Raw genomic sequence first — 25,984 nt, 5'->3', positions numbered from 1 at the left:
GGGTGCATGCCGCTGGAAATTCTACTGCCATTGGTAATTTTCGGGATCGCAGGGATTGCGGTTCTGTTACATCAGCTCGGCCTGTCTGCCCCGACAAAGTTTGAGGACGAGGCTGCTGCGGAGGCAGCCTGGTCGCGCGAATTCCCCGAGGATAAGGCGACACATGTCAGGCTTTGCCGGAACAAAAAAGCAGCGCTGATCGAAACGCCGCAGGGCAAGGGTATCGTCTGGGCGATAGGGGCCGACACAACGGCACGCTACCTGACTGGCGCACGGATTGTGCCCACCTCGACCGGTTTGCGTATCGATCTGCCCGATGTCACCGCGCCGCACATCGCCTTGGCCCTCAAAGAGAATGAGGCCGCTGCCTGGATCAAACATTTGAAGGAACCTGCATGAGTGACGTTCTGACATATCCGGAGGTCACCCAATGGGCGGTGCCGTTCTTTATCGCCGCGATCCTGATCGAGCTTGCGTGGATTGTAATCAAGGGGCGTGGCGGGCGATACGAAACCCGCGATGCGCTGACCTCATTGATCATGGGGGCAGGGAATGTGGCCTCGTCGATCCTGCTGGGCTTCATCGCCTACGGGTTCTTCATGGCGCTCTGGGCCGCCACGCCACTTGATCTGGGCACATCTGTCTGGATCGTGGCCTTGTGCTTTGTCCTTGATGATCTGCGCTATTATTGGGTGCACCGCTTCGGGCATCGCATCCGGTGGGTCTGGGCCTCTCATGTGAACCATCACTCCAGCCAGCATTACAACCTGACCACGGCGCTGCGGCAGACATGGACCGGCACCTTCACCTTCATGATGGTGGTGCGGGCGCCGCTGATTCTACTGGGGTTTCATCCGGCGATGGTATTGTTTTGCGGCGGTTTGAACCTGATCTACCAGTTCTGGATTCATACCGAGGCGATCGCCAGAATGCCCCGCTGGTTCGAGGCGGTGATGAACACCCCCAGCCATCACCGGGTACATCACGGCCGCAACCCGCGTTACCTCGATGCGAACTATGCGGGTGTTTTCATCATCTGGGACAAGATTTTCGGCACCTTCGTGCCTGAGCTGAAACAGGAAAAGGTTGATTACGGCCTTGTGCGCAATTTGGGCACATTCAACCCGGTTCGCGTGGCGTTCCACGAATGGCTTGGCATCTTTCGCGACGTGCTGCAGCCGGGGCTAAGCTGGCGCGAGCGTTTGATGTATGCGGTCGCGCCTCCGGGGTGGAGCCATGATGATACGCGCGATACGTCTGAGCAGATCAAACGGAAACACTTGCTTAAGCATCCCGAGGACAAGGGGACACCGGGTTTTACCGAACTGCCCTGAACGCAGGCCCTTGGCTCCTTCTGCGGAATGATGTCCTATGGGCACCGAAACCGAGGCAGGGGTCGTCTGTGGAATGGCGTGATCAGGGTATATTGCTGTCCAGCCGGGCACATGGCGAGACTTCGGTGATTATCGAGGTATTCACGCCTGCGCGTGGGCGCCACGCCGGGGTTGTGCGCGGCGGGGTATCGCACAAGATGGCGCCGGTGCTACAACCGGGTGCACAGCTTGATCTGGCCTGGCGGGCGCGGCTTGAGGATCATCTGGGCACGTTTCAGGCCGAGTTGCTGCGCTCGCGCGCGGCGCTTTCAATGACCGAGAGGTTGTCGCTGGCCGGACTGAACGCAGTCACCGCGCTGTTGCTTTTTGCCCTGCCTGAGCGTGAGGCCCATCCCAAGCTTTACGAGCGAACGGAGAGCTTGCTCGATCTGCTCGGGCAGGTGGACATCTGGCCGCTGGCCTATCTGCAATGGGAATTGGCGTTGCTGGACGAGTTGGGATTTGGTCTGGACCTTTCAAGCTGCGCTGTGATGGGCAAGGCCGCAAACGATCTCAGCTTCGTCTCGCCTCGCAGTGGGCGGGCCGTGTCGCGTGCAGGGGCCGGGGAATGGGCTGATCGGCTGCTGCCGCTGCCGTCGTGCCTGCTGGGCCATGGGCCGGCACCAGACAGCGAGATTGCACAGGGGTTCGATGTCACCGGGCATTTTCTGCGTCATCGATTGGCACCGGAACTGGCACACAAACCGTTACCAGAGGCGCGCCAGCGCTTTGTCGACCGGTTTCTCAAAAGCCTTGCAGGGGCCTGACACCTCGAACGGATGGACTAGGGCGCCGCTTTGAACACCATTTCACGCCCGGCATCATTGCTGAGTATCAGCGTATCGCCGGTTACTTCCGAAAGCGTCATCTCAGATAGCGCAGTGAGATACGTGGTTGCCCAATCCAGCTCGAGACAAGCGCGGCGTGTCGCACCAATTTTCTCGGCCTTGAACCAGGGGTAGGGCGCGGTTTGGGTACCGAAATAGCGATTGCACGGCGCCTCACCTGAAATTTCACCATCTTCGCCCAGACGTAGCGTGGCGCGGGCATCGAACGGGGCGCCATCCAGTTCCATCAACTGCCAATCGGTGTTGGCCTCACCATAACGGGCAACGCTTTCGTCCCCACGGCAGTTAGCCAGTGTCAGCAGGGCGAGTGTCACGAAAGCCAGACGCATCGTCTTTATCTCAGCGCCAGAACCAGATCGACAAGCGAGCCTATCGCATCGGTATTCTCACAGGTTGAGGTTTGTCCAAAATCACCCATTCCGACAGCGGCAGCGTAAATGATGCGCGCCATTTCCGGGTTGCCAATACCCAGATCGGCCAGATGATCCTGCAAAGAAGTGAGCCACCGGCTATCGACCCGTGCCACGGCCTGTGCCGCAAATCTGTTGCTGCGCGCCCAGGCGCGGATGGATGGATCAGGCACCATTGTCGTCGATCGCTTGGTAATGGTCTGCGCCAATCGCCGCAGGCGTGCCGCCGCCGTGCTTTCTTCGCCCGGCGCTTCCAGAAGCTCATCGTCGACCTGCATTTCCCATGTAGCCAGTAGTTCAGTGTGAAAGGCGGGAACGTCTTTGAAATGCCAGTAGAATGATCCCTTAGTCGTTCCCAGCCGTCGTGCCAGGGGCTCTGCCTTGAGCGCGTCAGGTCCGACATCGACCACGGCCCCAAGACCCGCTAAAAGCCAGTCGGATTTAGTGAGTCGCTTGGTTGCTGTCACGGTCATGCAGGGTGAATACGCCGACGTATTGGGGGCCGCAAGCATTGCTGGCGATGCTAGCATGAATTCGCCTTTTGCCGGTCATTCTGAGAGCATGAAACGTTCGATCAGACGCATTTTCTCATCAGGCCCTTCACCCATCAGGCAAAGCGCATCGACCACGAGCGGATCTGTTAGAAGTGGGGTCAGGATCGGTTCCAATATGCTGCGCAGTCGGGTTGTCTTAGCCTTCGGAAGTTTGCCGGAAAGCGTCAGGTGAAACCGGAACTCGTCCATGACGTAAGGATAACCCCAGGTCTGCAAAAGCTTATCCTGACGGGGGCTCAGCGAATGTTTGCGGCGGCGGTTAAGCTCTTCGTCGGTCAGCGGTGCGCGGAACTTGTCGAACGCACGAACGATGTCGGCGGCAAACGCAGAAAGCCGTCTGGTGTCGCCGGTCGGCACCAGCGCCAGAAACCGACCCAGCTGTGCCAACTCCATCCGGTCGAGCGTGACGACGCGCTGCAACGCGCAAAACTTGGCAATCGCACAGCGCAACTGTTCTTCGGTCTCGCCCTCTTTCAGGCGAAATGGCGGTTTGAATGTGCCGTGAAAGCCGTATTTCCGGGGTGTTTCGGTGATCTCTTGCCATGCCATCGGCAGGTTGGGAATGTCTGAGGGCGGCGGCATCTGTCCGGTTGTGGCGTCCCACCCCAACCACCGGGCGCCAAAATCGGCCAGGGGGCCGGGCGCAGGGGTGTAGAATATCGCGTAGCGGGTGAATTCCATGGCAATGGTTTACGGCATCGCGCCGGTGGTGGCCACGTGTGCGAAGGTGTATTTTGACACGGCTTTCTGCAGGCCGCATAAGAGAGCAAAGTTACTTATGCCCGGGACGCCATGCCAGCCACCACCGTTTTCCCCGCACCCGATCTGCCCGTGGCATTGATCCATGACAGTGATCAAACCTTTCCGGTGCGCCGCATCTTCTGTGTCGGGCGCAATTACGCGGCGCATGCGGCCGAGATGGGGAATGAGGTAGACCGCGAAGCGCCGTTTTACTTCACCAAATCGGCACATGCCTTGTGTCTTTCAGGCGGTACAATCGCCTATCCGCCGGGCACTGAAGATTGTCACTATGAAATGGAGTTTGTTGTTGCCATTGGCTCACCCGCTTTTCGGGTTGATGAGAGTGCGGCGATGGCCTCGGTTTGGGGATATGGCTGCGGTATTGATCTGACACGGCGCGATCTGCAAGGGGCCGCGAAAGAGAAGCGCCGCCCTTGGGATCTGGGCAAGGATTTCGAAAATGCGGCGGTGTTGGCATCGCTTGTGCCCGCCACTGATTTTGGCGTGATCGGCGAGCAGGAAATACGTCTTGATCAAAACGGCCTCACCGTTCAGCAGGCGTGCCTGTCGGACATGGTGTGGTCGGTGCCCGAAATCATCGCGCATCTGTCGCGGTTCTATCACCTTGAAGCCGGTGATCTGATTTTTACTGGCACGCCCGCCGGGGTAGGGCCGGTTGCACCGGGAGATGTGCTGACCGGTCAGATTGATGGGCTGGCCCCGGTCGAGTTGACGATCAGTGTTGCAGAATAACTCGGTTTCAGCGCGTTAGAGAGAATTAGAGGCAGGAGAAAACGACTGGGTTAGTTTTGCCATCCCGTGTGGCATTGCACCCTCGGCGCGAATGGCGGCTAAAGCCAAACGCGTCCAGACCCAGCGAATTCCGATCCGAACTAGCCCAGCAAACGACGAGCGATGACCTGCGCTTGGATTTCGGCGGCTCCCTCAAAGATATTCAGGATACGTGCGTCGCACAGGATGCGGCTGATCTTGTATTCCATGGCAAACCCGTTGCCGCCGTGGATCTGCAAGCCGTTATCGGCGGCGGCCCAGGCAACGCGGGCACCCAGCAGTTTGGCCATACCGGCTTCAAGGTCACAGCGATGGCCATGATCCTTCTCCCATGCGCTGAAATAGGTGAGCTGACGCGCGATCATGATCTCGACCGCCATCATTGCCAGCTTGCTGGCAACGCGGGGGAATTCGATCAGGGACTTGCCGAATTGCTTGCGGTCGACGGCGTATTGCATCGATACGTCCAGCGCCGATTGTGCCACGCCAATCGCACGGGCGGCGGTCTGGATACGGGCAGATTCGAAGGTTTCCATCAACTGCTTGAAACCCTTGCCCTCTTCGCCGCCCAGAAGGTTCTCACCCTTGACGTGGAAATTGTCGAAACCCAGCTCGTATTCCTTCATACCGCGATAGCCCAGCACCTCGATCTCGCCGCCGGTCATGCCCTCGGTCGGGAACGGATGGTCGTCTGTGCCCGGGGTCTTTTCTGCCAGAAACATCGACAAGCCACGGTGATCTTTGCTGTCGGGGTTTGTGCGGGCCAGCAGCGTCATTACATGGGTGCGCGCCGCGTGGGTGATCCAGGTCTTGTTACCGGTGACGCGGTAGTCAGCCCCGTCCTTGACCGCCCGCGTGCGCAAGCTGCCAAGGTCCGATCCGGTGTTGGGTTCGGTAAAGACGGCCGTGGGCAGGATTTCGGCGCTGGAAAGCTTCGGTAGCCAGTTGGCCTTCTGCTCCTCGGTGCCACCGCAGAGGATCAGTTCGGCGGCAATCTCGCTCCGGGTACCAAGAGAGCCGACACCGATATAGCCCCGGCTGAGTTCTTCCGAGACGACGACCATTGACGCTTTGGAGAGGCCAAAGCCGCCATGTTCTTCGGGTATGGTCAGGCCAAAGACGCCCATTTCGGCCAGCTCTTCGATGATCTCCATCGGGATGAGTTCATCTTTGAGGTGCCAGTCATGGGCGTGGGGTTCGACCTTCTCGATTGCAAAACGGCGGAACTGTTCGCGGATCATCTCCAGCTCTTCTTCGAGGCCCGAGTTGCCGACAGTGATATTGGCTGACTGTTCCTGCATCAATTTGACAAGACGCATCCGGGCGGCCTGTGTATTGCCGTTCTGTGTCAGGGACATCACCGCCGGTTTCATCAGGGCGCGCATGTCGTCCTGGTCCAGACCGATATCCTGAAGGCGGATGATTTCACCCTGGTTCATCTGGATGCCGCCATAAATCTGCCAGAGGTATTCACCAAAGGCGATCTGGTGAATCAACTGTTCAACTTCTCCAAAAGTCCCCTGTTCATTCAGTCGGTCGGCCCAGTTCTGCATCTGGCGGAGAGCTTCGACGTAGGTGGCAAGCCACGCCAGACCATGCGCCGCACATTGGTTTTCTTCAATTGCTGCGCCTGAAACCCGCTCATCGACGACGACGGCCTCTTTCAGTTTATCCTTTGCAGTGTTCAGGACGGCTTCGGCCGGCGCAATTGCGGCACCCGTAAGCGCCAGAAGATCATCGAGAATTACCGATTCTGCCATTGCGATATCCTGTCCATCATGCGCCATGAATCATATCCTTTTTCTGTCGGTGCTCTTCCTAGTCATTTTGCAGGTGCAGCGCAATATTAATACCCTTACCCGCTGCATTTTGACGCAAAGTTGCGCGATGATTTATTGCGGTGCAGCGAGAGAACAAGCTGTTAAAAGGAAGGGCAATGGATTTGTTCTTTGGAATACCGTCGCCGGGCATATTGGTTTTCGCATTTGCGATCAGCATGTTGGCCGGCGTGATCAAGGGCGTGGTGGGCTTTGGCTTGCCGACGGTGCTAATCTCGGGGCTGGGGTCGGTGGTAAGTGCAGAGGTGGCACTGGCCGGGCTGATCTTGCCGACACTGGCCACCAACGGCTGGCAGGCATTGCGGCAGGGTGTGCCGGCGGCAATTGAGTCTGTGCGAAAGTTCAAAGCCTTCCTTGCCACCGGTTTTGTCGTGATGATGATCAGCGCGCAAATGGCGTCCGTGGTGCCGGGACATGTCTTGCTCTTGGCTATCGGCGTTCTGGTCACGCTTATCGTGGCGCTGCAGCTTATAGGTGTTCAGCTGAAATTGCCCGGCCATCCCGGAGCCCAGATGCAAGCATCGATTGGCGGTGTGACCGGGTTCATGGGGGGGCTTTCAGGTATCTGGGGGCCACCGACCGTGGCGATGCTGACAGCGCTAAACACTGAAAAGAAGGATCAAATTCGCATTCAGGGTGTGATTTATGGCTTGGGGTCGGTGACGCTGGTGGCGGGACATCTGGCGTCGGGCGTCCTGCGCGCCGAGACGGTGCCGCTGTCATTGGCGCTTATCCCCACCGCGGTTTTGGGACTGGCCATCGGGTTCAGAATTCAGGACCGGATCGATCACGCGATGTTCCGAAAGGCCACATTGGCGGTCTTGCTTATCGGCGGCCTGAACCTGATCCGGCGCGGGATGGTGGGGTAACTTCGCGGGCGCGACTGTTGTTTTCTGTGTGTCGGGAAAGGACAGGTTAGTAACAAAGCTCTGTCCTCAATGAAATCGCATGGAAGTACCTTCCCAAGTCTGCTTTGCGGACAAAGCTGACATCGTGGTAGTTAGCAATTTGTCGCTTGGTTCTTACCAGTCCTGAATCTCCGTGTGAGATTTTAACCTCCGTCAGCGCTATGCTGGCAGTCCGGATTTGATTAAATCCTGCGCAAGATTTTCACGCAATTCCTCCCTTGAGAAGGGGTACTGCGACAAATGATTGCTTACTGAAAATTGCGGGGCGATAGATAGCACAGCTGCTGCTGCATTGCTGGCTTTCGCAGTGTTGTTTAATCTAACATAAACCGCCGCCAGCCGAGTTTGAGAGAGCAAACTCGACGGCAGACGAGAGGCCAGATTTTCGTAAACCAACCGCGCTTGGTCAAGTTCATTCAAACCGAAATAGGCGTCGCCCAGAAAAGCGAGATACCAATCCGGACAATAGGGAGACAAACGCATGGCTTTACGCATACAGTTCAAACACGCCTCAAAATTACCCATATATCTGTGCGCGATACCAAGTGCTGCGTGGTTCAGGGATACACCGGGCTGCAACTCTACAGCGCGCTTGCCAGCCGCAAGTGCCGCGTCAAAATCGCGACGTGCGGTGTCAACATATGCTTTTAACGCAAGCGCGTCGGCATTCGTATCATCGTCCGAAAGCAGCTCTTCACATATTGATCGCGCTTCAGCAGATGTAGCGGCCGGATCGTCCTTAAAGCCAAGGCGAACGCCCGATTGCAAACACCAGCCAAGACCAACTTTGAACATCCAGTAGTGCGGGTCCAGGGCAATTGCTCTGCGAAAGAGTTGTTCTGCCTCGAAATTGCCTTCCCGTGTGAACTTGTATTGCTCTGCAAGGGCCCTCATAAACAGGTCCCATCCCTCCACGCTCGGCGCATGTGTAGACCAAAGCTTGATTTCTTCGCCGTGGGTCAAATTGACGGCCATTGCGACGACAATTTCCCGTGTGATGTCGTCTTGTATTGTGAAGATGTCGTCGAGGTCGCGGTCGTAGCGTTCTGCCCAGACATGCGAACCCGTTTGAGTGTCAATCAGCTGGCTGGTAATGCGAACCCGATTGCCTGCTTTGCGAATGCTGCCCTCCAGTACGTAACGTACACCGAGGTCATGGCCTACTTGACGCACATCCACTGCTTGACTCTTGTAGACAAAGGTCGAATTTCGAGCCATGACGATCATTCCCGGCAGGCGCGATAGTGCGGTTATAATGTCCTCGGTGATACCATCGGCAAAGTATTCCTGGTCTGTTTCGCCAGACATGTTTTCGAACGGCAATACGGCGATTGAGGGTTGGGACGGCAAATCAAGTCTCTCACCGGTCAGCGCCTCGAACCCCTTGGGGGAAATCTGAGCGGGATCAAGACTTACGCTAAACGCACGCACTTTCCCTTTGATGTTTTTGAGTTCCTGCTCACCCAAATCTTGAAAGTGAGTGGTCATCTTTCCCTCTATTTGGCGATGTACATCTTCAGAGATGCAGACGCCTCCTGCGGGAGCAATCGATTCCAAGCGTGCTGCGACATTGACACCATCGCCAAAAATGTCGGTCCCTTTCTTGATAATGTCGCCAAGATGAATACCGATACGCAGCCGGATGCTTGTTTCGTCAGGCGGACCGTTTTCTCGCTCAACCATCGAGCGCTGGACTTCCACTGCTGTCTCAACAGCTTCAACCACACTTGGAAATTCTGCAAGAAGCCCATCACCCATAAGCTTCACGATCCGGCCTCTGTGCGCTTTGATAAGCGGTTTGACGAGTTCTGATAGGAGCGCTTGTAATCTTTTGAGTGTTCCGGCCTCGTCCTCCCCCATCAGGCGCGAGTAACCCACCACATCGGCAGCAAATATGGCGGCGAGCTTGCGTTCCAATACCAGAATCCCCCTTTAAAGACTTTTAGAAGCTGGTTTGAGCAAAAACCAGAAGAAGCTAGGGGACACCGTACATTGGCTAGGGTAATTAAACTGAACTTGTTTGAAATTGGGTTCGCGTCCGCTTAGGGCTCGAAGCGGACATTAGCGTTCCCGGACTCCGTGTCAGGTCATAGGGGTAGCTATTCCTCTAGATCGCCGTGGATGGCGAACTGGTCGAGGCCGGCGTCTTGCGCCTCGATCACGCGGAAGCTTTCCTTGACGCCCGCTTCGGTAAGCTCGCGCATGACCGTCAAGAGCGTGTTGGGGGCGTGGTCTTCGCAAAGCTCGGCCATGTGGTTCAACTCGTCCATCGCAACGGGCAGGGCGGCGGCCACATCGGGGGCGCCGTAGATCTGCACGAAATGCTCGGCCAGCACCTGCGCCAATGCGTCGAATTCGGATTGCTCCGCTTGCGTGACCGCAACGAAGGTGACACGGCCGAAGGTTTCGCAGCCCAGCCAGCCATTGGCAAAGGCCTGACGCGGTTTGCCGGTCAGGTCGGCATCGGACCAGTTGGAGAACTCGAACCCGCCGGAGACGCACCATTCACCGGTGCGGGCAGGGGAGTGGTAGACGTTCATATCGCTTTCGTCGAAATGGATTGCGCGGGCGAGTTTCATGAGGCGTTCTCCAGAATGGTCGAGAGCGGGATAAGATGGGTATCATCGCGGTCGCGGATCAGCATGCCGAAGCGTTCATCGACCCCCAGCCAGCTGCCCGAGATATCGTTTTGGGTGATCTCTTCGCCAATCCCATGCGCCAGCCCGCGCCATTCGGCGTGGAGCGGCGCGGCGCCATCGCTCTCCCACCTTGTGATCCAGTTGAGCGTGTGGCGCGCCCAGCTTTCCAGCAGCGCCGTCGGGTCAACATCGGCGCAGCCTTCATCGTAAAGCGCGGTCTGATCAGGAGTATCGCCGGGGCGCTCGGATATCTGCATCAGCGGCAGTTCCAGCCCGACGACAAGCCAGTCGGGTTCCTGCGCGGGGTCCGCGCCGCCTGCCGCGATACGCATGTAGCCGCAGGCCGCGCCGTTGATGCGTAGGCCGCCGGACCATTCGAGGTGTACCGCGACCTCGGGCGGGGCCAGCGCGCCTAATGCGTTCTGGAAGCCGACGCCGCAGGCGGGCAACATCGCCATCGCGTTCTCGAGCGGCACCTCGGGGGCCATGACCATCGCCGCCATCAGTCGGTTGGCGGTGATATTGTGCACGATCAGCCCGGCGTCACAGCCAAGTGCTGCCATGGCGCAGGCTTTCTCAAACGGGTCGATGTTGCCGCTGACCGCCTGACCGGACATGAGGGGAGGGAAGGTGGGGTCTGTCATGCGACTCCTTTGGCGATCAGGTCGCGGGCGACCGCGCGGAAGGATTGCGCCTGCGGGCTGTCGGGCCGGCTGACCACGATCGGTGCGCCGCCATCCGAGGCGAGGCGGATATCGAGATGCAGCGGGATTTCGGCCAGAAGCGGGACGTTGAGTTTTTCCGCCTCGGCCGCGACGCCGCCATGCCCGAAGACATGCTCTTCGTGGCCGCAATTCGAGCAGATATGTGTGGACATGTTTTCGATCATGCCCAGCACCGGCACATGCAGCTGGTTGAACATGTCGATACCCTTGCGGGCGTCGAGCAGGGCCACGTCCTGCGGGGTCGAGACCACGATGGCGCCGGTTACCTCGGCCTTCTGGGCCAATGTCATCTGTACGTCGCCTGTGCCCGGCGGCAGGTCGACAAGAAGGCAGTCGAGCGCGCCCCATTGCACCTGCATCAGCATCTGTTGCAGCGCGCCCATCAGCATCGGGCCGCGCCATACCACCGCCTGACCTTCGTTGGTCATCAATCCGATCGACATCATGGTGACACCGTGGTTGCGCATCGGCAGGATGGTCTTGCCATCGGGACTGGCAGGACGGCCCGAGACACCCAGCATCCGGGGCTGCGACGGGCCGTATACATCCGCATCCAGCAGGCCCACCCGGCGGCCTTCGGCAGCCAGTGCGCAGGCCAGATTGGCCGAGATGGTGGATTTGCCGACACCGCCCTTGCCGGAGGCGATGGCGATCAGGTTCTCAACCCCCGGTACCTTTTGCGGGCCTTGTGGTTCGGCCTTGCGCTGCGGTTTCAGATCGGGGGGCGCCTTGGTGGCGTGGCCGGTCAGCACGGCGGAGACCTCGGTGGCGCCGGCGGATTTGGCGGCAGCCTCGGCGGCGTCGCGGACGGGGGCGTAGGCCTCGGCCTTGGCAGGGACGATTTCCAGCACGAAACGCACGGTCGTGCCCTCGACATTGAGGCCACGCATGACGCCCGCGCTGACGATATCGCCACCGCTGATCGGGTCTTTCACGGTTTTCAGCGCCTCAAGGACGCTTTCACGGGTCAGGCTCAATGCTTTACTGCCCCTTGATCGTGCCGGTCACGACATGGTTCACGTCAAGTCCGTCGATGGTGAGGGTCATTTTGGCGGTGTACTCCTTGCCAGCGGTGTCACCGGCATTACGCAACCCTTCCTCGATCGCTTGTTGCGAAGTCACGCCGACCTGTTTCAGAAATTTGCGCATGGACATGTTGAAATCGTCGCTCATCGGGATCGTCCTTTTGATGGTTTGGCAAGATTATTGACGGAAGTGGCCGGGATTTCCTACCCTACGGGAATGCGAATTTTAGTTTCCCTTGCCGTGATGCTGGTTCTTCTGCCCGTTCTGGGAAACGCCGGGGACCGTGATTTCCGGCTTAATGCGCCAGCGGCGCTGGTCGACAGCGGGCTTTTGAAACATCTTTTGCCGCGCTTCTCGCTGAAAACGCAGATCAGGGTTGAACTGGTCGAGGGCGCCGCAGAGGTTGCGCTCGTGCCTGAGGGCGAGGGTGTTGCGGTGTTCAGCGGGGTCGGGGCCACCTGGCGGATGCAGGTAAATGGCGCGCATGGCGGGGCCGCCCGGTTTGCCGAATGGCTGACCTCTGACGTGGGCAGGCGGACGCTGACCAGCTATCAGGTCGACGGGGTACAGGCCTTTACCCTGCCCGCTGAAGAGGCCGAACTGGACGTCGCCGTCAGCTTTGCGGGTGATGCCGCGGAGGGGCTGAAGCTGTCGAGCGTGCATTGCGGGCGCTGTCATGTGGTGAGCGAGGCGAACCGGATGAACGCCATTGGCTCGACGCCCTCGTTCTTCGTGCTCAGGACGATGCGGGACTGGCACCGGCGGTTTCAGTCTTTTTTCGCACTCAATCCGCATCCGAGTTTCACGCAAGTGGCCGAGGTGACGGAGCCATTCCCGGCCAACCGTCCGTCGCCGATCGCCCCGGTCGAGATCACGCTGGATGATCTCGATGCGATCCTGGCCTATGTAAACCAGCTGAAACCTGCTGATCTGGGCGCGCCGATCAAGCATCAGTGATCCCGGCGTTTGCTGAAGTAATCTTCGGTTGTGCGCGGGCGCGGGCGTTCCTTGCCCTCGAACGGGTTGTTTTCCGAATGGAACTGCGCGTTGACCCGGCAATTGTCGCACATCTGAATCATTTTTGCGGCGTCCGAGGTGGCGAACATCGAATGTTTGCCGGCGAGCTTCTCGACAATTTTCTCGACCGTGGATTTCACGCCGAAAAGTGCGCCGCATTCGACACAGGCAAAGGGTTCTTCCTCGTTCAGCACCACCTGTGTCAGCGCCGCGTCGGTGAGGTTAAGACGTGGCTCATAGGTGATCGCGTCCTCAGGGCAGATATTGGCGCAGAGACCGCATTGCAGGCAGGCGTCCTCCTGAAATCGGAGCTGCGGCATGTCGGGATTGTCGTTGAGCGCGCCGGAGGGGCAGAGCGAGACGCAGCTGAGGCAGAGCGTGCAGGCTTGCGTGTCGACCAGCACCGCGCCATAGGGGGCATCTTCGGGCAGGGGCAGGGTTTCGGCCTCCGGGTGCAGCGCCTTGGCGGCCAGCCGCGCGACCTGACGGCGGCTGCCCATTGGCAAGATCGGCTGGATGTCCTGCGGTGCGGGCTGGCCGGTATCATAGAGCACTGCGCAAAGCTTATCGGGATCAGAGAGGTCGATCACTGTGACCTGTTCCTCGCCACCGATGGCGCGGGCCAGCGGCACCTCGGTATCGAGCGCGTCGCGTTCGGTTGTGGGGGCGAGCAGCACGGCCACCTCGGTGAAACCCGCAGCCAGCGCCGCCAGAATTTCGGCATGGCCGAAACCGGCCAGCGCAGAAACCTCCAGCGGAATGACGTTGACGGGCAGGCCGCGACTGAACCGGGCGGCAAGGCGAATCATCTCGGCGCCGTGACCCGTGTCATGCACCAAGAGGCGCGGCACGCTGCCCCCGGCCTTGCGATAGGCGCTGGCCAGCGTTTCGATGCGGCGAAACATCAGGTCGGGCGGAGGGGCGTCATAGGTGATCGCGCCCGAGGGGCAGAGCGCGGCGCAGGCGCCGCACCCGGCACAGATCATCGGATCGATCGCCACATGGTCGCCGTCGGGTGTAATGGCACCCGTGGGGCAGATGTTCAGGCACTTGCTGCAGCCTGCCTGCTCGGCGCGGGAATGGGCGCAGATCAGCGGCTCTAGCGCGACATAAAGCGGTTTTTCAAACGTGCCGGTCAACTGCGACGCGGTCAGGATTGCGTCGGCCATAGCGGGCAAGCTGCCGGGATCGGCCCGCAGGTAGCCCTCGCGTTTTTCGGGGGCCGGGAAAAGCGGGCTGCCGCGGGTCAGATCAAGGATCACGTCACAACCGGTCTGGCCGCCGTCGCGCGGCACCGTCCAGTTAAGCGCACCGCGTCCGCCCGGATCGACCTGTTGCAGATTATTGATCGACAGATCGAACTGTCCAAGTGCGCCCTTGACCCGAGCGATGGTTCCCCGGATCACGTCAAACGTCCGGCTTTCCGGCGGCTCTGTATCGTCGGTCAGTAACGCGGTGACGCTGAGAACATCGCTGAGTTTTTCGGCTGCGGGCAGGGCCACGTCGCTGGCGCCGATGATCAGGCACAGCCCTTCAGATATCACATCTACGGCCTTTTCAGGCGCAGCGGTCAGCGTGGCCTCGGCCACCAGCGCGGCCATTTTGGGCAGGGTTGACGCGTCATCCCCGGTCCAGCCGGCGCGGTCACGCAGGTCGATGAGCGGCGGTTCGGCGACCTCTAATTCATCCGCCAGTTCCTGGAAAATGCGTGCCTCTTGCCGGCAGCAAATGATTGCCTCGCCCGTCGCGATGGCGGCCTGGGCCGCGTCAATCTGGTGGGTGCAAAGCCCTGAATGCAGTTTTGAACACGCCAATCCCGTGGCCTGCTCAAGCGAGTCGACGTCGATCTGCTGACTGCCGGAACAGTCACATAATATCAGTTGCTTAGACATTTCATCCCATTGCTTTTCAGGCGCGTTTAGGCGGCGAGCATCCCCTCACTTCGGGCCACAGACTAGGCACGTTTCTCTGCCCTCGTAAACATGAATCGGCCTGGATCGTGAGTGCGCGAAGGTCTGAAATCAAACCTGATTGATTCTGTTTGGTATCGGGTTTGAAGATGTGTCAGATGGTCACAGAATCCGTCCGTCCGGTCAAACTGTCCGAAGCGGTGTCGGAGGTGATCGGGAGTTGCCCAAAATGTCCGCGCATGCGGCGGGATACCGAAATCGCTTTGAGCGACGGAAAAACTGATTCACTCTGGAAGGGACGCAAGGGGGATATCCGTCACCGTGATCCACAATCCAGACCGCTACCAGACGTTGCCGTTAGGCGTGGTGATCCGTCGCACGCCGGGTGCGACGCGCTGGGCGAAATGGGCGTGGAAGGCGGTGGGCGTGCTGCCCGGCGCTGCGCTGGCCGACTGGCGGGTGATGCGCGAAGAGGATGGCGCCACCGAGTTTCACGCCGCCACCTGCCCGCTGGAACTGCACGGGGCTGAAACCGAGGCCTATCTGCATGGTCTTTCCGCGAGAGTGCCGTCGATCTATGTGGTTCTGCGCGACAGCGAGATGGCCGAGCGCCCGCTGGAGGTGCTGTTGGTCACCGCCTCGCCCTACGAGGCGCAGGACTATGCTGATAGCGGCGAAGAGATGATCGAGAAGGTGCCAATGCCCGAGGCGTTGGTGGCGTGGGTCCGCGATTTCGTGGAGGCGCATCACGAGGAAGAGGCGTTCAAGAAGCGCCGTCGCGACAAAACCAATATCGGCAAGGTCGAGGATGGGGTCGGTGATCCGCGGATTGCACAGTTGAGCGGGGTCTACCGGTCACCGGCGCTGGCCCGCAAGGGGAGGCTGCATTGACCGAGGCTCGCGATTTCTGGTCCCGCCGCAAGGCGCGAGTGGCCGAGGAGGCTGAGGCTGAAGATGCCGTGCTGGAGGCCCGCGCACTGCAAGTCGAACAGGCCGAGAAGTCTGACGCGGAAATTTTGGCCGATCTGAACCTGCCCGACCCGGATGACTTGCAGCCAGGAGATGATTTCAGTGGCTTCATGGCCAAAGCCGTGCCGGACCGCTTGCGCCGCCGAGCGCTGCGCAAGCTCTGGCTTACAAACCCGGTTTTGGCCAATGTCGACGGGTTGGTGGATTACGGCGAGGATTTCACCGATGCAGCCTGCGTGATCGAGAACCTGCAGACCGCCTATCAGGTTGGCAAAGGCATGACTGCGCATGTCGAAGAAATGGCGCGGCAGGCCGAGCTTGAGGCGGCAGAGGATGAGACCGCTGACGAGCTGCCGGAGAACGAGGGTGCCGAGGACGAACAGCTTTTGTCCGAGAAAACCCCAGATGAGGCTCCGGAGGTCGAACTGGCCGAAGTCGAGTTGGCAGACGCGGTGCTCTTCGCCGATGATGACGCGGCACCGACGCCCCGCCGCCGGATGCAGTTCAGTTTTGAGCCAAAAGAGGTGACCAGCGCATGAGCGAGGCCGTGATGAGCGACAGACCCGAGATTGCAGAGGAAGATGGCCTGCGCGCCGATCTTTACGACTATCTGGGCTTGATCCTCTCGGGTCCGCCGGATCAGTCGCTGTTGACGCAGACGGCCAGGCTGCACGGGGATGAAAGCAATCTGGGCACGGCGATTGCAGCGCTGGCCAGGATCGCGTCCCTGAGCAAGCCCTCGACAGTTGAAAGCGAATTCAACGCGCTCTTCATAGGCGTGGGGAGGGGCGAGCTTCTGCCCTATGCCAGCTATTACCTGACTGGTTTCCTGAACGAAAAACCGCTGGCCAGCCTGCGCAGGGACATGGCGGCGCGCGGGATGACGCGGGCGGAAAATGTCTACGAGCCGGAAGATAATATCGCATCGCTCATGGAGATGATGGGCGGGATGATCCGTGGCCGGTTCGGCAAACCGGCCACGCTGGCGGATCAGCAGACTTTCTACGCCAAACATATCGGCCCTTGGGCGGGGCATTTCTACACGGATTTGGAGGCTGCGAAGAACTCGGTTCTCTATGCTTCGGTCGGCGCTGTCGGCCGGGTGTTCATGGAGATCGAGGCGGAAGGTTTCCGGATGAGCGCGGGCTAGCCCCCGCATGAAAGGACAGGGTAACCTGTCACAACCAAGGAGAGGAGAGACTCTCATGACGAAGAAAACCGAAGGCAGCAGCCGTCGTGATTTTCTGAAGCTGGCCGGTACTGCCGCGCCCGCTGCCGTGGCCGCCGTTGCGGTCAGTGGCACCGCGGCAGAAGCAGCCGAGCCTGACCTGACATCGGAAAAGATGCAGGACACCGCGCATACTCGCGCCTACCTCGACAGCGCCCGGTTCTAACCCGGACGACGTCACCCGAAACCGCTGACGACTGGTAGCGATAGGCCCGACAGTCAGAGGAAACAGCAATACCAAGCAAACCCGGATGGGGACGCTAGGGAGGAGAGTAACATGCTTAGGAAAAAGACCAACGGGGTTGCGAGACGCCCCCAGCGGACAAGTATCCTGTCTGAGGTCGCCGGGAAATCGGTCGATCGCCGCGCGTTCCTGCGCGGATCAGGTCTGGCCATTGGTGGCCTGGCCGCAATTGGCGCAACCGGGGGCACCGTCACCCGCGCCACGGCTCAAACAGCCGCGAACGAGGCGGTCGAAACCGTGAAATCGGTCTGCACCCACTGTTCTGTCGGCTGCACCGTTGTGGCCGAGGTATCGGACGGCGTTTGGATCGGGCAGGAGCCCGGCTGGGACAGCCCGTTCAACCTGGGCGCCCATTGCGCCAAGGGCGCATCGGTCCGTGAGCACGCCCATGGCGAGCGCCGCCTGAAATACCCGATGAAAAAGGAAGGCGGAGAGTGGAAGCGCATCAGCTGGGAACAGGCGATCGACGAGATCGGCGATGGCATGATGAACATCCGCGAGGAAAGCGGCCCGGATTCGGTCTACTGGCTGGGCAGCGCCAAGCATAACAACGAACAGGCCTATCTGTTCCGCAAGTTCGCGGCCTACTGGGGCACGAACAACGTGGATCACCAGGCGCGGATCTGCCACTCGACGACAGTGGCCGGTGTGGCGAACACATGGGGCTATGGCGCCATGACCAACAGCTACAACGACATCCACAATTCCAAGGCGATCTTCATCATCGGCGGCAACCCGGCCGAGGCGCACCCTGTCTCGCTGTTGCATCTGCTCAAAGCAAAAGAGCAGAACAATGCGCCGGTGATTGTTTGTGACCCACGCTTTACCCGCACGGCGGCCCATGCGGATGAGTATGTCCGTTTCCGTCCCGGCACCGACGTGGCGCTGGTCTGGGGGATCCTGTGGCACATCTTCGAGAACGGCTGGGAGGACAAGGAGTTCATCCGCACCCGAGTCTGGGGAATGGATCAGATCAAGGAAGAAGTGGCCAAGTGGAACCCTGAAGAGGTCGAACGAGTCACCGGTACACCGGGCAGCCAGTTGCGTCGCGTGGCGCTGACCCTGGCCAACAACCGTCCCGGCACCGTGATCTGGTGCATGGGTGGCACCCAGCACACCAACGGCAACAACAACACGCGCGCTTACTGCGTGTTGCAGTTGGCGCTTGGTAACATGGGCACCAGCGGGGGTGGCACCAACATCTTCCGTGGCCATGACAATGTGCAGGGCGCAACCGATCTGGGCGTGCTGAGCCATACCTTGCCGGGCTATTATGGCCTGTCGGCAGGGGCGTGGGGCCACTGGGCCCGTGTCTGGAAAGAAGATCCGGATTGGCTGGCCGGTCAGTTCGACAGCATCAAGGATGCCGAGGGTAAGGATAAATCGCTCCAGAACCTCAAGGGTATCCCGGTCAGCCGCTGGATTGACGGTGTGCTGGAAGATGTCGAGAACATGGACCAGCCCAACAAGGTGCGTGCCATGGTTCTGTGGGGCCACGCGCCCAACAGCCAGACGCGCGGCAAGGAAATGAAGACGGCGATGGAAAAGCTGGACATGCTGGTCGTGGTTGACCCGTACCCCACCGTTTCTGCCGTGCTGCATGACCGTACCGATGGCGTCTATCTGCTACCGGCGTGTACGCAGTTCGAAACCCGTGGCTCGGTCACGGCATCGAACCGCAGCTTCCAGTGGCGTGATCGCGTCGTTGAGCCGCTCTTTGAGAGCTTGCCGGACGAGGTCATCATGGCCAAATTCGCCAACAAGTTCGGCTGGGCTGACCGGTTCTTCCGCAATATCGAGATGGAAGACTCTGAGACACCCAATGTTGAGAGCATCACCCGTGAGTTCAACAGCGGTCTTTGGACCATTGGCTATACCGGCCAATCACCGGAACGCCTGAAACTTCACATGGCCAACCAGCATACGTTCGACAGAACCACGCTGCAGGCGATTGGTGGTCCGGCGGACGGGGACTATTACGGTCTGCCCTGGCCCTGCTGGGGAACGGCCGAAATGGGCCATCCCGGAACGCCGAACCTCTACGACATGTCCAAGCCGGTGGCCGAGGGCGGTCTGACCTTCCGGGCGCGTTTCGGCGTCGAGCGGGATGGCGACAACCTGCTGGCCGAAGGGGTCTATAGTGTCGGCTCGGAAATTCAGGACGGTTATCCTGAGTTCACGATGCAGATGCTGATGGATCTTGGCTGGGACGGTGACCTGACCGACGACGAGCGCGCTGCGATCGACGCGGTGGCCGGACCCAAGACCAACTGGAAGACCGACCTGTCGGGCGGTATCCAGCGGGTTGCGATCAGTCACGGCTGTGCGCCCTTCGGCAATGCCAAGGCCCGCGCGGTTGTCTGGACCTTCCCCGACCCGGTGCCGATCCACCGCGAGCCGCTCTATACGCCGCGGCGCGATCTGGTGGCGGATTATCCGACCTACGAGGATCGTCAGGCCTATCGTTTGCCGACCATGTATGCCTCAATCCAGAAGCAGGATTTCAGCAAGGATTATCCAATGATCCTGACATCCGGACGTCTGGTGGAATACGAGGGCGGCGGTGATGAATCGCGGTCGAACCCGTGGCTGGCCGAGCTTCAGCAGGACATGTTCGTGGAAATCCATCCGCGCGATGCCAATAATCTTGGTGTGCGTGATGGTGAACAGGTCTGGGTTGAAGGGGCTGAAGGCGCCAAGGTCAAGGTCATGGCGATGGTCACCGAACGGGTGGGCGAAGGCGTGGCCTTCATGCCCTTCCACTTCGGCGGTCATTTCGAGGGTAAGGACCTGAGGGATAAATATCCCGACGGGGCGGACCCCTACGTGTTGGGCGAAAGTGCCAACACGGCAATGACCTATGGCTATGACTCGGTCACGCAGATGCAGGAGAGTAAGGTCTCTCTCTGCAAAATCAGTGCAGCATAAGGAGATATGAGAAATGGCTAGAGCTAAATTCCTCTGTGACGCCGAACGCTGCATTGAATGCAACGCCTGTGTCACTGCCTGCAAGAACGAGCATGAAGTGCCCTGGGGCATCAACCGCCGCCGAGTTGTCACCATTCAGGATGGCAAGCCGGGTGAACGGTCGATTTCCGTGGCCTGCATGCATTGTTCCGATGCACCCTGTATGGCAGTCTGCCCTGTAGACTGCTTTTACCAGAACGAGGAAGGGGTGGTTCTGCACTCCAAGGACCTCTGTATCGGGTGTGGTTATTGTTTCTACGCGTGCCCCTTTGGCGCGCCGCAATATCCGCAGGCAGGCAACTTTGGCAGCCGCGGCAAGATGGACAAGTGTACCTTCTGCGCCGGTGGTCCCGAAGAGACCCACTCTCAGGCCGAGTTCCAGAAATACGGACGCAACCGGATCGCAGAAGGCAAACTGCCAATCTGCGCTGAGATGTGTTCGACCAAGGCGCTGTTGGCGGGCGATGGTGACATCGTGTCGGCCATCTACCGCGAACGCGTCGTGGCGCGCGGTTTCGGATCTGGCGCCTGGGGCTGGGGAACGGCCTATGACCAGAAGGGCGGCTGACCTGCAGGTTGGATAACGGTGGGTTTGACCCACCCTACGCCTTTGACATTCGGGAGGGCGGTCTGCGGGCCGCCCCCCTGGCCCTCATATGAAATTCAAACGGGACATGGGATGATGCCACGCCTTTTGCTGAGCTTGCTTCTGTCACTGATGCTATGCCTGCCGGTCTCTGCGCAGGAAATGTCTGGTGCCGACCGGGCCGCCACGGGCGGCGCGCAGACGCTTGAGGATATCCTGGCGCGTCAGCGCGGGGAAAAAATCGATGACAGCTTCCGCCGTGAGGCGACGGGAAATGCTGACAGCGCAGCGGGGATTGCGGCGCAACTGGGTACGCTGGGCGGTGCGTCGGATCCGGAGCTGTGGCGCGCGCTGCGCTATGGCACGGCGGACATCACGGTTTCATCCGGCGGCGACGCTGCACGGGTGCTGATGCAGGATGGTGGCATGAAGTGGCTGGCCTTCCGCGACGGGCCGCTATCGGTCAAGGGCGCGGGGTTGTTGGGCGGCACGCTGGTCTTCCTGCTGCTGTTTTACATGATGCGCGGAAAAATCCGCATTGATGGCGAAAAGACCGGCCGCACGGTGACACGGTTCAAGGCGATTGAACGCTTTGGCCATTGGCTGATGGCGGGATCGTTCATCCTGTTGGGGCTGACGGGGCTGGTTTCGCTGTTTGGGCGCAAAGTGTTGATCCCGGCCTTCGGGCACGAGGCATTCTCGACCCTGGCGATTGCGTCGAAATGGATCCACAACAATGTCAGCTGGGCCTTCATGTTGGGGCTGGCAATGGTCTTCGTGATGTGGGTCATCCATAATCTGCCCAGCCGGACCGACCTCAAATGGCTGGCGCAGGGCGGTGGGATCCTGTCCGATGGCAAACACCCCCCAGCGAAAAAATTCAACGCCGGTCAGAAGATGATCTTCTGGTCGGTGATCCTGTTTGGCACCTCGATATCGCTGACTGGTCTGTCGCTGCTTTTCCCCTTCGAGATGCCGATGTTCGCCAAGACCTTCGCCATACTGAACGACACCGGACTGGCCGGGCTGGCAGGCTATGGTGAGTTGCCGACGCAACTGGCGCCGCATGAAGAGATGCAATATGCGCAGCTCTGGCACGCGATCATGGCCTTCGTGCTGATGGCGATCATCCTGGCACATATCTATATCGGCTCGGTCGGCATGGAGGGCGCCTATGACGCAATGGGTAATGGCGAGGTCGATGAACAATGGGCTCGCGAGCACCATTCGCTGTGGCTGGAAGAGGTGCAGAACCGCGAAGGTGCCGCCCCTGCCGATGGCAAGGCCACCCCTGCGGAATAGATGCGCAGCTGGACGCTCAGCCTGTGGATTTTACTGGCACCGCTGGGCGCGGCGGCGCAGGAATTCACCACCCTCAAAGGGCATGGCGGGCCCATCATGGACATCTCGGTGCATGCCGGGACCGGTCAGGTGGCCACGGCGAGTTTCGACAACTCGGTCGGGCTTTGGGAGGGCCGTGTGCCCACCTGGCTGGAAGGGCACGAGGCTGCGGCCAATGCGGTGGCGTTTCTGGGCCCGTCACGGGCCGTTTCGTCCGGCGATGATTTCGCCGTGATCCTGTGGGAACTTAGTTCCGGACATCAGACCCGGCTTGAGGGTCACAAGGGCAAGGTGCGCCGCCTTTCGGTATCGCCCGACGGCAGCTGGATCGCCTCGGCCAGTTGGGATGGCAGCGTCGGGCTGTGGCCCGCGGCGGGCGGTGCAGCAAGATTTTTCAGCGGTCATGATGCGGGGGTCAACGATGTGGTGTTCAGTGCCGACGGCCAGCGTCTTTATTCAGCCTCGGCAGATGGGACGATCCGGCAATGGGATCTGACCGGCGGCGCGGCGCGGATCGTCGTCAGCCACGGTTTTGGCGTCAATCGCCTTATTCTGTCGCCGGGCGGCGATTGGCTGGCCTATGGTGCGGTTGATGGCGTTACCCGGGTGATTGACCCGGTGAGCGGCGAGACCATTGCCGATTTCACGCTGGAGCGGCGACCAATCTTGTCGATGGCCTATCATGCCGATACGAATCAGCTGGCCGTGGGTGACGGGCATGGGTTCATTATGATGATCGACTCGACACGCTGGAGCATCAGCCGTGATTTCCGCGCCATGCGGCAGGGGCCGGTCTGGGCGTTGGATTTTGGCCCCGACGGTTCTACCATCTATGCTGGCGGGTTAGACGACGTGGTGTTTTCGTGGCCTGTTGATCTGCTGGATGAGTACGATCCGGCAGGCGGTGAAACCCGGAGCTTTCTGCGCGACGCGGATGCAATGCCCAATGGAGAGCGGCAGTTCATGCGAAAATGCTCGATCTGCCATGCGCTGACACCGCCACCTTCGCGCAAGGCGGGGCCTACGCTATACGGCGTCTTCGGGAGGCGCGCGGGCACTCAGCCAGGCTATCGCTATTCGGAGATTCTGTCCGGATCGGATATCATATGGTCAGACGATACGATTGATCAGCTATTCGATCTTGGGCCGGATCACTACATTCCGGGATCGAAGATGCCGATGCAACGCATCGCGAAGGCAGAGGATCGCCGCGATTTGGTCGAATTTTTGCGCCGGGCCGGCGGGAATGGGGAGAATTGAGATGAAAGCTATGCTTGCGGCATTTGCAGTGACGGCGGTGATCGCCGTTGGGGCCGATCTGGTATTGGAAGGCATGGGCTTTAGCGCCGAAGCCGCGAATACCGGTAACGCTGTGCGCTTGGGTGCTGCCCCGGAATGACCGTTCACGCGGCGGCATCCGTCAATCCTGACGATTATGGCGAAAGCCTTGGGGTGGCATCGATCCTGGTGATCGACGACGAGCCGGGGATGCGCAACTTCCTGACCAAAATTCTGACCCCGCGTTGCAAACGGGTTGAGCAGGCACGATCCACTGTCGAGGCGGCGGCGATCCTGGATCAGGCGCATTTCGATCTGGTCATTCTGGATAATATCATGCCGGGGCAGACCGGCCTCGATTGGCTGGCGGAACAGCGCCGGGTCGGTTTTTACGCCGACACAATCCTGATCACCGCTTACGCCGATCTGGACACCGCCATTCAGGCGCTGCGCACTGGCGTTGCGGATTTCGTGTTGAAGCCGTTTCGCGCCAACCAGATTTTGAATGCTGCGGCGCGGGCACTAGACCGCAAGTCGCTCAGGCGTGAAAACTACCTGCTGAAACATGAGCTGAGCGAGGCCGGATTTACCGCCCGCGGGCGCCTGTTGGGCAATTCGCAGCCGATCCAGGAAGTGCGTGACATGCTGACCAAGCTGGCACCACTACCGACACCGGTATTGTTTACCGGCGCCAGCGGAACCGGCAAGGAGATCGCCGCGCGCAGCCTGCACGGGCATTCGGACAGGGCCGGAAAGCCTTTTGTCGCCGTCAACTGCGCGGCATTCGCGTCAGATCATATCGCCGAAGAACTCTTTGGCGTGGTCGAAGGTGGAGAGCATCGCAAAGACGGCCTGTTCCTGCATGCGGATGGCGGCACGCTATTGCTGGATGAGGTGGCGCAACTGCCCGATCAGGTACAGGCGATGCTGCTGCGGGTGCTGGAAGATCAGCGCATCCGCCCTGCCGGCGCGGAACGCGAAATTCCGTTGAACCTGCGCTTTCTCTTTGCCACCAATGCCGATCTGAAAGAGGCGGTGGCGGCGGGAACGTTTCGGCAGGATCTTTATCACCGGATTAATGTGGTAGGGATCGAGATGCCGCTTCTGAGTACGCGGCAGGAGGATATCGTCGAGTTGACGGCGCTGTTCATGAGCGAGTTCTCGCGATCACTGGGTATGCCGGCGCTGGAGTTGAATGAAGAGGTGCTTTTGAAACTCAGTCGCTATGATTGGCCGGGTAATGTGCGCGAGCTGCGCAACCTGATCGAACGATCGGTCATCCTGGGGGAGTTTCCTGAGGAATTTTCCGGCGCGGGCCGGGTCACGGGTGCGCGGGCGCTGGAGACGCTGGAACTGGTCGAGCAGCGCCATATCATGAATGTGCTGGATGCCTGCGGCGGCAACCGCGCCGAGGCTGCGCGCCGGTTGGGTGTGTCGCGCAAGACGATAGACCGCAAATGCGCCGCTTGGGGTGTGTGAAGTTTCAGGCGGGTGTTTCCTGAAAGAGTTCGCGGAAGCGCAGGCAACCCTTGGGGCTTTACCCTAAACCATGTGGCACATGCGTCAGTGATCTTGGTTTTCCGGTACCGGATCGTAGCCGCAATTGCCCCACGGGTTACAGCGCCCGATGCGTTTGGCGGCGATCCAGCCGCCTTTGAGGCCCCCATGTTTTTCCAGCGCCTCCAGCGCATAGGCGCTGCAAGTGGGCTGGTAGCGGCAGTTGAACCCGACCCAGGGCGACAGGATCAGCCGGTAGGCGCGAACGGGCAGCGCCAGGAGATGGGCAAGCGGGCTCATGGTTTGGCGTGCAGCCGATGCAGCGCGCCCTGCAGATCCTGCTGCAATCGGTCGAAGGGACGGGTGGCGGTGATCTCTGCCCGACCGATCAGGACGTAATCCCAGCCCGGTCGGCCGGTTTCCGGCAGGATCGCCCGAGCAGCTTCGCGCAGGCGGCGTTTGGCGCGGTTACGGGCGACCGCATTGCCGACCTTCTTGGAACAGGTAAAGCCCACCCCGATATGAGTTTCTTCGTCGTTTCGATTGCGGGCCTGCACGACCACTGACGGCGTGGCCTGACGCTGGGCGCGGGCGGCGGCGAGGAAGTCAGAACGGTTTTTCAGTATCTCCAGACAAACGGAAACCGCCGGGGGCGTATTCCCCGGTATGTTCTCGGGGGCCTCCGGCGGTGTCATGTCCGTTTTCCTGGATCGCCGAGCTTTAGGCGCTCAGTTCCTTGCGGCCGCGGGCGCGACGTGCATTCAGGATCTTGCGGCCGGCTTTGGTGGCCATGCGCGCGCGGAAACCGTGGCGCCGTTTGCGCACGAGGTTCGAGGGTTGAAAGGTGCGTTTCATCGCTCCGTCTCCGATCTGTTCCGGGGGCGCACATGGAATCGAGGCCCGTCCGGGGGATACCTGAAGCCCGGTCTATAGTAGGCCCGATTTGACAAGTCAAACCCGTCAAAGAGGTTTTGCAACAAAAAACGTGCCGGATGATACACGCGATGTTACAAATCCCCTAAATCAGGGCAATTACGCGGCGGAAGCCATCACCGGCGATCAAGGGAACGTGATGCGGCTATGCAACGGGTGC

Annotated in this window: 29 protein-coding genes; 16 read left to right on the top strand and 13 right to left on the bottom strand. The window is 60.0% G+C overall.

Annotated features, from left to right (window positions below; all coding sequences use genetic code 11):
* The first annotated feature begins 6 nt into the window (after nucleotides 1–6).
* The 3 genes from LC334_RS12995 to recO all read left to right on the top strand — a co-directional run bounded on the left by LC334_RS12995 (nucleotide 7) and on the right by recO (nucleotide 2,140).
* Nucleotides 7–399, top strand: coding sequence for a hypothetical protein (locus LC334_RS12995; protein ID WP_085800891.1), 393 nt, complete (start codon nucleotides 7–9; stop codon nucleotides 397–399).
* Entirely contained in the window at nucleotides 396–1,334 is a 939-nt protein-coding gene (locus LC334_RS12990) for a sterol desaturase family protein (RefSeq protein ID WP_085800892.1), read from the top strand. The genes LC334_RS12995 and LC334_RS12990 overlap by 4 nt, the downstream gene beginning before the upstream one ends.
* A 68-nt stretch (nucleotides 1,335–1,402) precedes the next feature.
* Entirely contained in the window at nucleotides 1,403–2,140 is a 738-nt protein-coding gene (gene recO / locus LC334_RS12985; protein ID WP_085800893.1) for a DNA repair protein RecO, read from the top strand.
* A gap of 17 nt (nucleotides 2,141–2,157) precedes the next feature.
* Here recO and LC334_RS12980 read toward each other — a convergent pair whose 3' ends face one another.
* The 3 genes from LC334_RS12980 to LC334_RS12970 all read right to left on the bottom strand — a co-directional run bounded on the left by LC334_RS12980 (nucleotide 2,158) and on the right by LC334_RS12970 (nucleotide 3,866).
* On the bottom strand, nucleotides 2,158–2,550 hold the full coding sequence (locus LC334_RS12980; RefSeq protein WP_085800894.1) for an META domain-containing protein: 393 nt from the start codon (nucleotides 2,548–2,550) through the stop codon (nucleotides 2,158–2,160).
* A 5-nt stretch (nucleotides 2,551–2,555) separates the two neighbouring features.
* Nucleotides 2,556–3,104, bottom strand: a complete 549-nt coding sequence (locus LC334_RS12975; protein WP_223412982.1) for a TetR/AcrR family transcriptional regulator — start codon at nucleotides 3,102–3,104, stop codon at nucleotides 2,556–2,558.
* 75 nt (nucleotides 3,105–3,179) lie between these two features.
* Nucleotides 3,180–3,866 carry a DUF1045 domain-containing protein gene (locus LC334_RS12970; RefSeq protein ID WP_085800896.1) on the bottom strand — a complete coding sequence of 229 codons (687 nt, stop codon included), beginning with the start codon at nucleotides 3,864–3,866 and terminating at the stop codon, nucleotides 3,180–3,182.
* Nucleotides 3,867–3,977: 111 nt separating this feature from the next.
* Here LC334_RS12970 and LC334_RS12965 point away from each other — a divergent pair, with 111 nt between their 5' ends.
* Nucleotides 3,978–4,679 carry a fumarylacetoacetate hydrolase family protein gene (locus LC334_RS12965; RefSeq protein ID WP_085800897.1) on the top strand — a complete coding sequence of 234 codons (702 nt, stop codon included), beginning with the start codon at nucleotides 3,978–3,980 and terminating at the stop codon, nucleotides 4,677–4,679.
* 140 nt (nucleotides 4,680–4,819) lie between these two features.
* On the opposite strand, the gene LC334_RS12960 is transcribed toward LC334_RS12965, so the two are convergent.
* The gene (locus LC334_RS12960; RefSeq protein WP_085800898.1) at nucleotides 4,820–6,505 is read right to left on the bottom strand and encodes an acyl-CoA dehydrogenase family protein; all 1,686 of its coding nucleotides are present in this window, start codon (nucleotides 6,503–6,505) and stop codon (nucleotides 4,820–4,822) included.
* A gap of 149 nt (nucleotides 6,506–6,654) precedes the next feature.
* Here LC334_RS12960 and LC334_RS12955 point away from each other — a divergent pair, with 149 nt between their 5' ends.
* Complete coding sequence (locus LC334_RS12955) at nucleotides 6,655–7,425, top strand: sulfite exporter TauE/SafE family protein (protein WP_085800899.1); 771 nt, start codon at nucleotides 6,655–6,657, stop codon at nucleotides 7,423–7,425.
* Between the two features lie 198 nt (nucleotides 7,426–7,623).
* Here the strand turns inward: LC334_RS12955 and LC334_RS12950 are convergent, their stop codons facing one another.
* The 5 genes from LC334_RS12950 to LC334_RS12930 form a co-directional block, all read right to left on the bottom strand.
* Nucleotides 7,624–9,381, bottom strand: coding sequence for an adenylate/guanylate cyclase domain-containing protein (locus LC334_RS12950; RefSeq protein ID WP_085800900.1), 1,758 nt, complete (start codon nucleotides 9,379–9,381; stop codon nucleotides 7,624–7,626).
* A gap of 182 nt (nucleotides 9,382–9,563) precedes the next feature.
* A complete protein-coding gene (locus LC334_RS12945) occupies nucleotides 9,564–10,043 on the bottom strand; it encodes a DUF6505 family protein (RefSeq protein WP_085800901.1) in 480 nt (159 codons plus the stop codon).
* Nucleotides 10,040–10,747 carry a biotin/lipoate--protein ligase family protein gene (locus LC334_RS12940; protein WP_085800902.1) on the bottom strand — a complete coding sequence of 236 codons (708 nt, stop codon included), beginning with the start codon at nucleotides 10,745–10,747 and terminating at the stop codon, nucleotides 10,040–10,042. Before LC334_RS12940 ends, LC334_RS12945 begins: the two co-directional genes overlap by 4 nt.
* Complete coding sequence (gene apbC, locus LC334_RS12935) at nucleotides 10,744–11,805, bottom strand: iron-sulfur cluster carrier protein ApbC (protein ID WP_085800903.1); 1,062 nt, start codon at nucleotides 11,803–11,805, stop codon at nucleotides 10,744–10,746. The genes LC334_RS12940 and apbC overlap by 4 nt, the downstream gene beginning before the upstream one ends.
* 4 nt (nucleotides 11,806–11,809) lie before the next feature.
* Nucleotides 11,810–12,001 (bottom strand): DUF6494 family protein, encoded by a 192-nt coding sequence (locus LC334_RS12930; RefSeq protein WP_085800904.1) that lies wholly within the window; start codon nucleotides 11,999–12,001, stop codon nucleotides 11,810–11,812.
* A 96-nt stretch (nucleotides 12,002–12,097) separates the two neighbouring features.
* Between LC334_RS12930 and LC334_RS12925 the strand changes: the two genes are divergently transcribed.
* A complete protein-coding gene (locus LC334_RS12925) occupies nucleotides 12,098–12,811 on the top strand; it encodes a hypothetical protein (RefSeq protein ID WP_223412981.1) in 714 nt (237 codons plus the stop codon).
* On the opposite strand, the gene LC334_RS12920 is transcribed toward LC334_RS12925, so the two are convergent.
* A complete protein-coding gene (locus LC334_RS12920) occupies nucleotides 12,805–14,763 on the bottom strand; it encodes a 4Fe-4S binding protein (RefSeq protein WP_085800906.1) in 1,959 nt (652 codons plus the stop codon). The genes LC334_RS12925 and LC334_RS12920 overlap by 7 nt on opposite strands.
* A gap of 339 nt (nucleotides 14,764–15,102) precedes the next feature.
* Here LC334_RS12920 and LC334_RS12915 point away from each other — a divergent pair, with 339 nt between their 5' ends.
* The 10 genes from LC334_RS12915 to LC334_RS12870 all read left to right on the top strand — a co-directional run bounded on the left by LC334_RS12915 (nucleotide 15,103) and on the right by LC334_RS12870 (nucleotide 24,873).
* On the top strand, nucleotides 15,103–15,672 hold the full coding sequence (locus LC334_RS12915) for a DUF3305 domain-containing protein (protein ID WP_223412980.1): 570 nt from the start codon (nucleotides 15,103–15,105) through the stop codon (nucleotides 15,670–15,672).
* Nucleotides 15,669–16,289 carry a DUF3306 domain-containing protein gene (locus LC334_RS12910; RefSeq protein WP_085800907.1) on the top strand — a complete coding sequence of 207 codons (621 nt, stop codon included), beginning with the start codon at nucleotides 15,669–15,671 and terminating at the stop codon, nucleotides 16,287–16,289. Before LC334_RS12915 ends, LC334_RS12910 begins: the two co-directional genes overlap by 4 nt.
* Nucleotides 16,286–16,900, top strand: a complete 615-nt coding sequence (locus LC334_RS12905) for a TorD/DmsD family molecular chaperone (protein ID WP_085800908.1) — start codon at nucleotides 16,286–16,288, stop codon at nucleotides 16,898–16,900. Before LC334_RS12910 ends, LC334_RS12905 begins: the two co-directional genes overlap by 4 nt.
* Before the next feature lie 55 nt (nucleotides 16,901–16,955).
* Entirely contained in the window at nucleotides 16,956–17,144 is a 189-nt protein-coding gene (locus LC334_RS12900; RefSeq protein ID WP_085800909.1) for a twin-arginine translocation signal domain-containing protein, read from the top strand.
* A 111-nt stretch (nucleotides 17,145–17,255) separates the two neighbouring features.
* Nucleotides 17,256–20,150 (top strand): formate dehydrogenase subunit alpha, encoded by a 2,895-nt coding sequence (locus LC334_RS12895; RefSeq protein ID WP_085800910.1) that lies wholly within the window; start codon nucleotides 17,256–17,258, stop codon nucleotides 20,148–20,150.
* A 13-nt stretch (nucleotides 20,151–20,163) separates the two neighbouring features.
* Nucleotides 20,164–20,757, top strand: coding sequence for a formate dehydrogenase FDH3 subunit beta (gene fdh3B, locus LC334_RS12890; protein WP_085800911.1), 594 nt, complete (start codon nucleotides 20,164–20,166; stop codon nucleotides 20,755–20,757).
* 114 nt (nucleotides 20,758–20,871) lie between these two features.
* Nucleotides 20,872–22,077 (top strand): formate dehydrogenase subunit gamma, encoded by a 1,206-nt coding sequence (locus LC334_RS12885; RefSeq protein WP_085800948.1) that lies wholly within the window; start codon nucleotides 20,872–20,874, stop codon nucleotides 22,075–22,077.
* Nucleotides 22,078–23,376 carry a c-type cytochrome gene (locus tag LC334_RS12880; protein ID WP_085800912.1) on the top strand — a complete coding sequence of 433 codons (1,299 nt, stop codon included), beginning with the start codon at nucleotides 22,078–22,080 and terminating at the stop codon, nucleotides 23,374–23,376.
* 1 nt (nucleotide 23,377) lies between these two features.
* Nucleotides 23,378–23,515 carry a hypothetical protein gene (locus LC334_RS12875; protein ID WP_176237708.1) on the top strand — a complete coding sequence of 46 codons (138 nt, stop codon included), beginning with the start codon at nucleotides 23,378–23,380 and terminating at the stop codon, nucleotides 23,513–23,515.
* Nucleotides 23,512–24,873 (top strand): sigma-54-dependent transcriptional regulator, encoded by a 1,362-nt coding sequence (locus LC334_RS12870; protein WP_085800913.1) that lies wholly within the window; start codon nucleotides 23,512–23,514, stop codon nucleotides 24,871–24,873. Before LC334_RS12875 ends, LC334_RS12870 begins: the two co-directional genes overlap by 4 nt.
* An 84-nt stretch (nucleotides 24,874–24,957) precedes the next feature.
* Here LC334_RS12870 and yidD read toward each other — a convergent pair whose 3' ends face one another.
* The 3 genes from yidD to rpmH are packed head-to-tail and all read right to left on the bottom strand — an operon-like array spanning nucleotide 24,958 to nucleotide 25,746.
* The gene (gene yidD / locus LC334_RS12865) at nucleotides 24,958–25,191 is read right to left on the bottom strand and encodes a membrane protein insertion efficiency factor YidD (RefSeq protein WP_085800914.1); all 234 of its coding nucleotides are present in this window, start codon (nucleotides 25,189–25,191) and stop codon (nucleotides 24,958–24,960) included.
* Nucleotides 25,188–25,586 (bottom strand): ribonuclease P protein component, encoded by a 399-nt coding sequence (rnpA, locus tag LC334_RS12860; RefSeq protein WP_085800915.1) that lies wholly within the window; start codon nucleotides 25,584–25,586, stop codon nucleotides 25,188–25,190. Before rnpA ends, yidD begins: the two co-directional genes overlap by 4 nt.
* Nucleotides 25,587–25,611: 25 nt before the next feature.
* Entirely contained in the window at nucleotides 25,612–25,746 is a 135-nt protein-coding gene (gene rpmH, locus LC334_RS12855; protein WP_027241708.1) for a 50S ribosomal protein L34, read from the bottom strand.
* Nucleotides 25,747–25,984: the final 238 nt, after the last annotated feature.

This window comes from Roseovarius aestuarii (genome assembly GCF_019966515.1).
Lineage (GTDB): Bacteria > Pseudomonadota > Alphaproteobacteria > Rhodobacterales > Rhodobacteraceae > Roseovarius > Roseovarius aestuarii.
The sequence above is the reverse complement of the archived record's forward strand: the minus strand, read 5'-3'. Positions and strand labels throughout refer to the sequence as shown.

Excerpts from the sequence above, each read along its gene's own strand:
- LC334_RS12995 (WP_085800891.1), top strand. The coding sequence starts at position 7 with ATGCCGCTGGAAATTCTACTGCCATTGGTAATTTTCGGGATCGCAGGG.
- LC334_RS12990 (WP_085800892.1), top strand. The coding sequence starts at position 396 with ATGAGTGACGTTCTGACATATCCGGAGGTCACCCAATGGGCGGTGCCG.
- LC334_RS12980 (WP_085800894.1), bottom strand. The coding sequence starts at position 2,550 with ATGCGTCTGGCTTTCGTGACACTCGCCCTGCTGACACTGGCTAACTGC.
- LC334_RS12975 (WP_223412982.1), bottom strand. The coding sequence starts at position 3,104 with ATGACCGTGACAGCAACCAAGCGACTCACTAAATCCGACTGGCTTTTA.
- LC334_RS12970 (WP_085800896.1), bottom strand. The coding sequence starts at position 3,866 with ATGGAATTCACCCGCTACGCGATATTCTACACCCCTGCGCCCGGCCCC.
- LC334_RS12965 (WP_085800897.1), top strand. The coding sequence starts at position 3,978 with ATGCCAGCCACCACCGTTTTCCCCGCACCCGATCTGCCCGTGGCATTG.
- LC334_RS12960 (WP_085800898.1), bottom strand. The coding sequence starts at position 6,505 with ATGGCGCATGATGGACAGGATATCGCAATGGCAGAATCGGTAATTCTC.
- LC334_RS12955 (WP_085800899.1), top strand. The coding sequence starts at position 6,655 with ATGGATTTGTTCTTTGGAATACCGTCGCCGGGCATATTGGTTTTCGCA.
- LC334_RS12945 (WP_085800901.1), bottom strand. The coding sequence starts at position 10,043 with ATGAAACTCGCCCGCGCAATCCATTTCGACGAAAGCGATATGAACGTC.
- LC334_RS12940 (WP_085800902.1), bottom strand. The coding sequence starts at position 10,747 with ATGACAGACCCCACCTTCCCTCCCCTCATGTCCGGTCAGGCGGTCAGC.
- LC334_RS12930 (WP_085800904.1), bottom strand. The coding sequence starts at position 12,001 with ATGAGCGACGATTTCAACATGTCCATGCGCAAATTTCTGAAACAGGTC.
- LC334_RS12925 (WP_223412981.1), top strand. The coding sequence starts at position 12,098 with ATGCTGGTTCTTCTGCCCGTTCTGGGAAACGCCGGGGACCGTGATTTC.
- LC334_RS12920 (WP_085800906.1), bottom strand. The coding sequence starts at position 14,763 with ATGTCTAAGCAACTGATATTATGTGACTGTTCCGGCAGTCAGCAGATC.
- LC334_RS12905 (WP_085800908.1), top strand. The coding sequence starts at position 16,286 with ATGAGCGAGGCCGTGATGAGCGACAGACCCGAGATTGCAGAGGAAGAT.
- LC334_RS12900 (WP_085800909.1), top strand. The coding sequence starts at position 16,956 with ATGACGAAGAAAACCGAAGGCAGCAGCCGTCGTGATTTTCTGAAGCTG.
- LC334_RS12895 (WP_085800910.1), top strand. The coding sequence starts at position 17,256 with ATGCTTAGGAAAAAGACCAACGGGGTTGCGAGACGCCCCCAGCGGACA.
- fdh3B (WP_085800911.1), top strand. The coding sequence starts at position 20,164 with ATGGCTAGAGCTAAATTCCTCTGTGACGCCGAACGCTGCATTGAATGC.
- LC334_RS12885 (WP_085800948.1), top strand. The coding sequence starts at position 20,872 with ATGCCACGCCTTTTGCTGAGCTTGCTTCTGTCACTGATGCTATGCCTG.
- LC334_RS12880 (WP_085800912.1), top strand. The coding sequence starts at position 22,078 with ATGCGCAGCTGGACGCTCAGCCTGTGGATTTTACTGGCACCGCTGGGC.
- LC334_RS12875 (WP_176237708.1), top strand. The coding sequence starts at position 23,378 with ATGAAAGCTATGCTTGCGGCATTTGCAGTGACGGCGGTGATCGCCGTT.
- LC334_RS12870 (WP_085800913.1), top strand. The coding sequence starts at position 23,512 with ATGACCGTTCACGCGGCGGCATCCGTCAATCCTGACGATTATGGCGAA.
- yidD (WP_085800914.1), bottom strand. The coding sequence starts at position 25,191 with ATGAGCCCGCTTGCCCATCTCCTGGCGCTGCCCGTTCGCGCCTACCGG.
- rnpA (WP_085800915.1), bottom strand. The coding sequence starts at position 25,586 with ATGACACCGCCGGAGGCCCCCGAGAACATACCGGGGAATACGCCCCCG.
- rpmH (WP_027241708.1), bottom strand. The coding sequence starts at position 25,746 with ATGAAACGCACCTTTCAACCCTCGAACCTCGTGCGCAAACGGCGCCAC.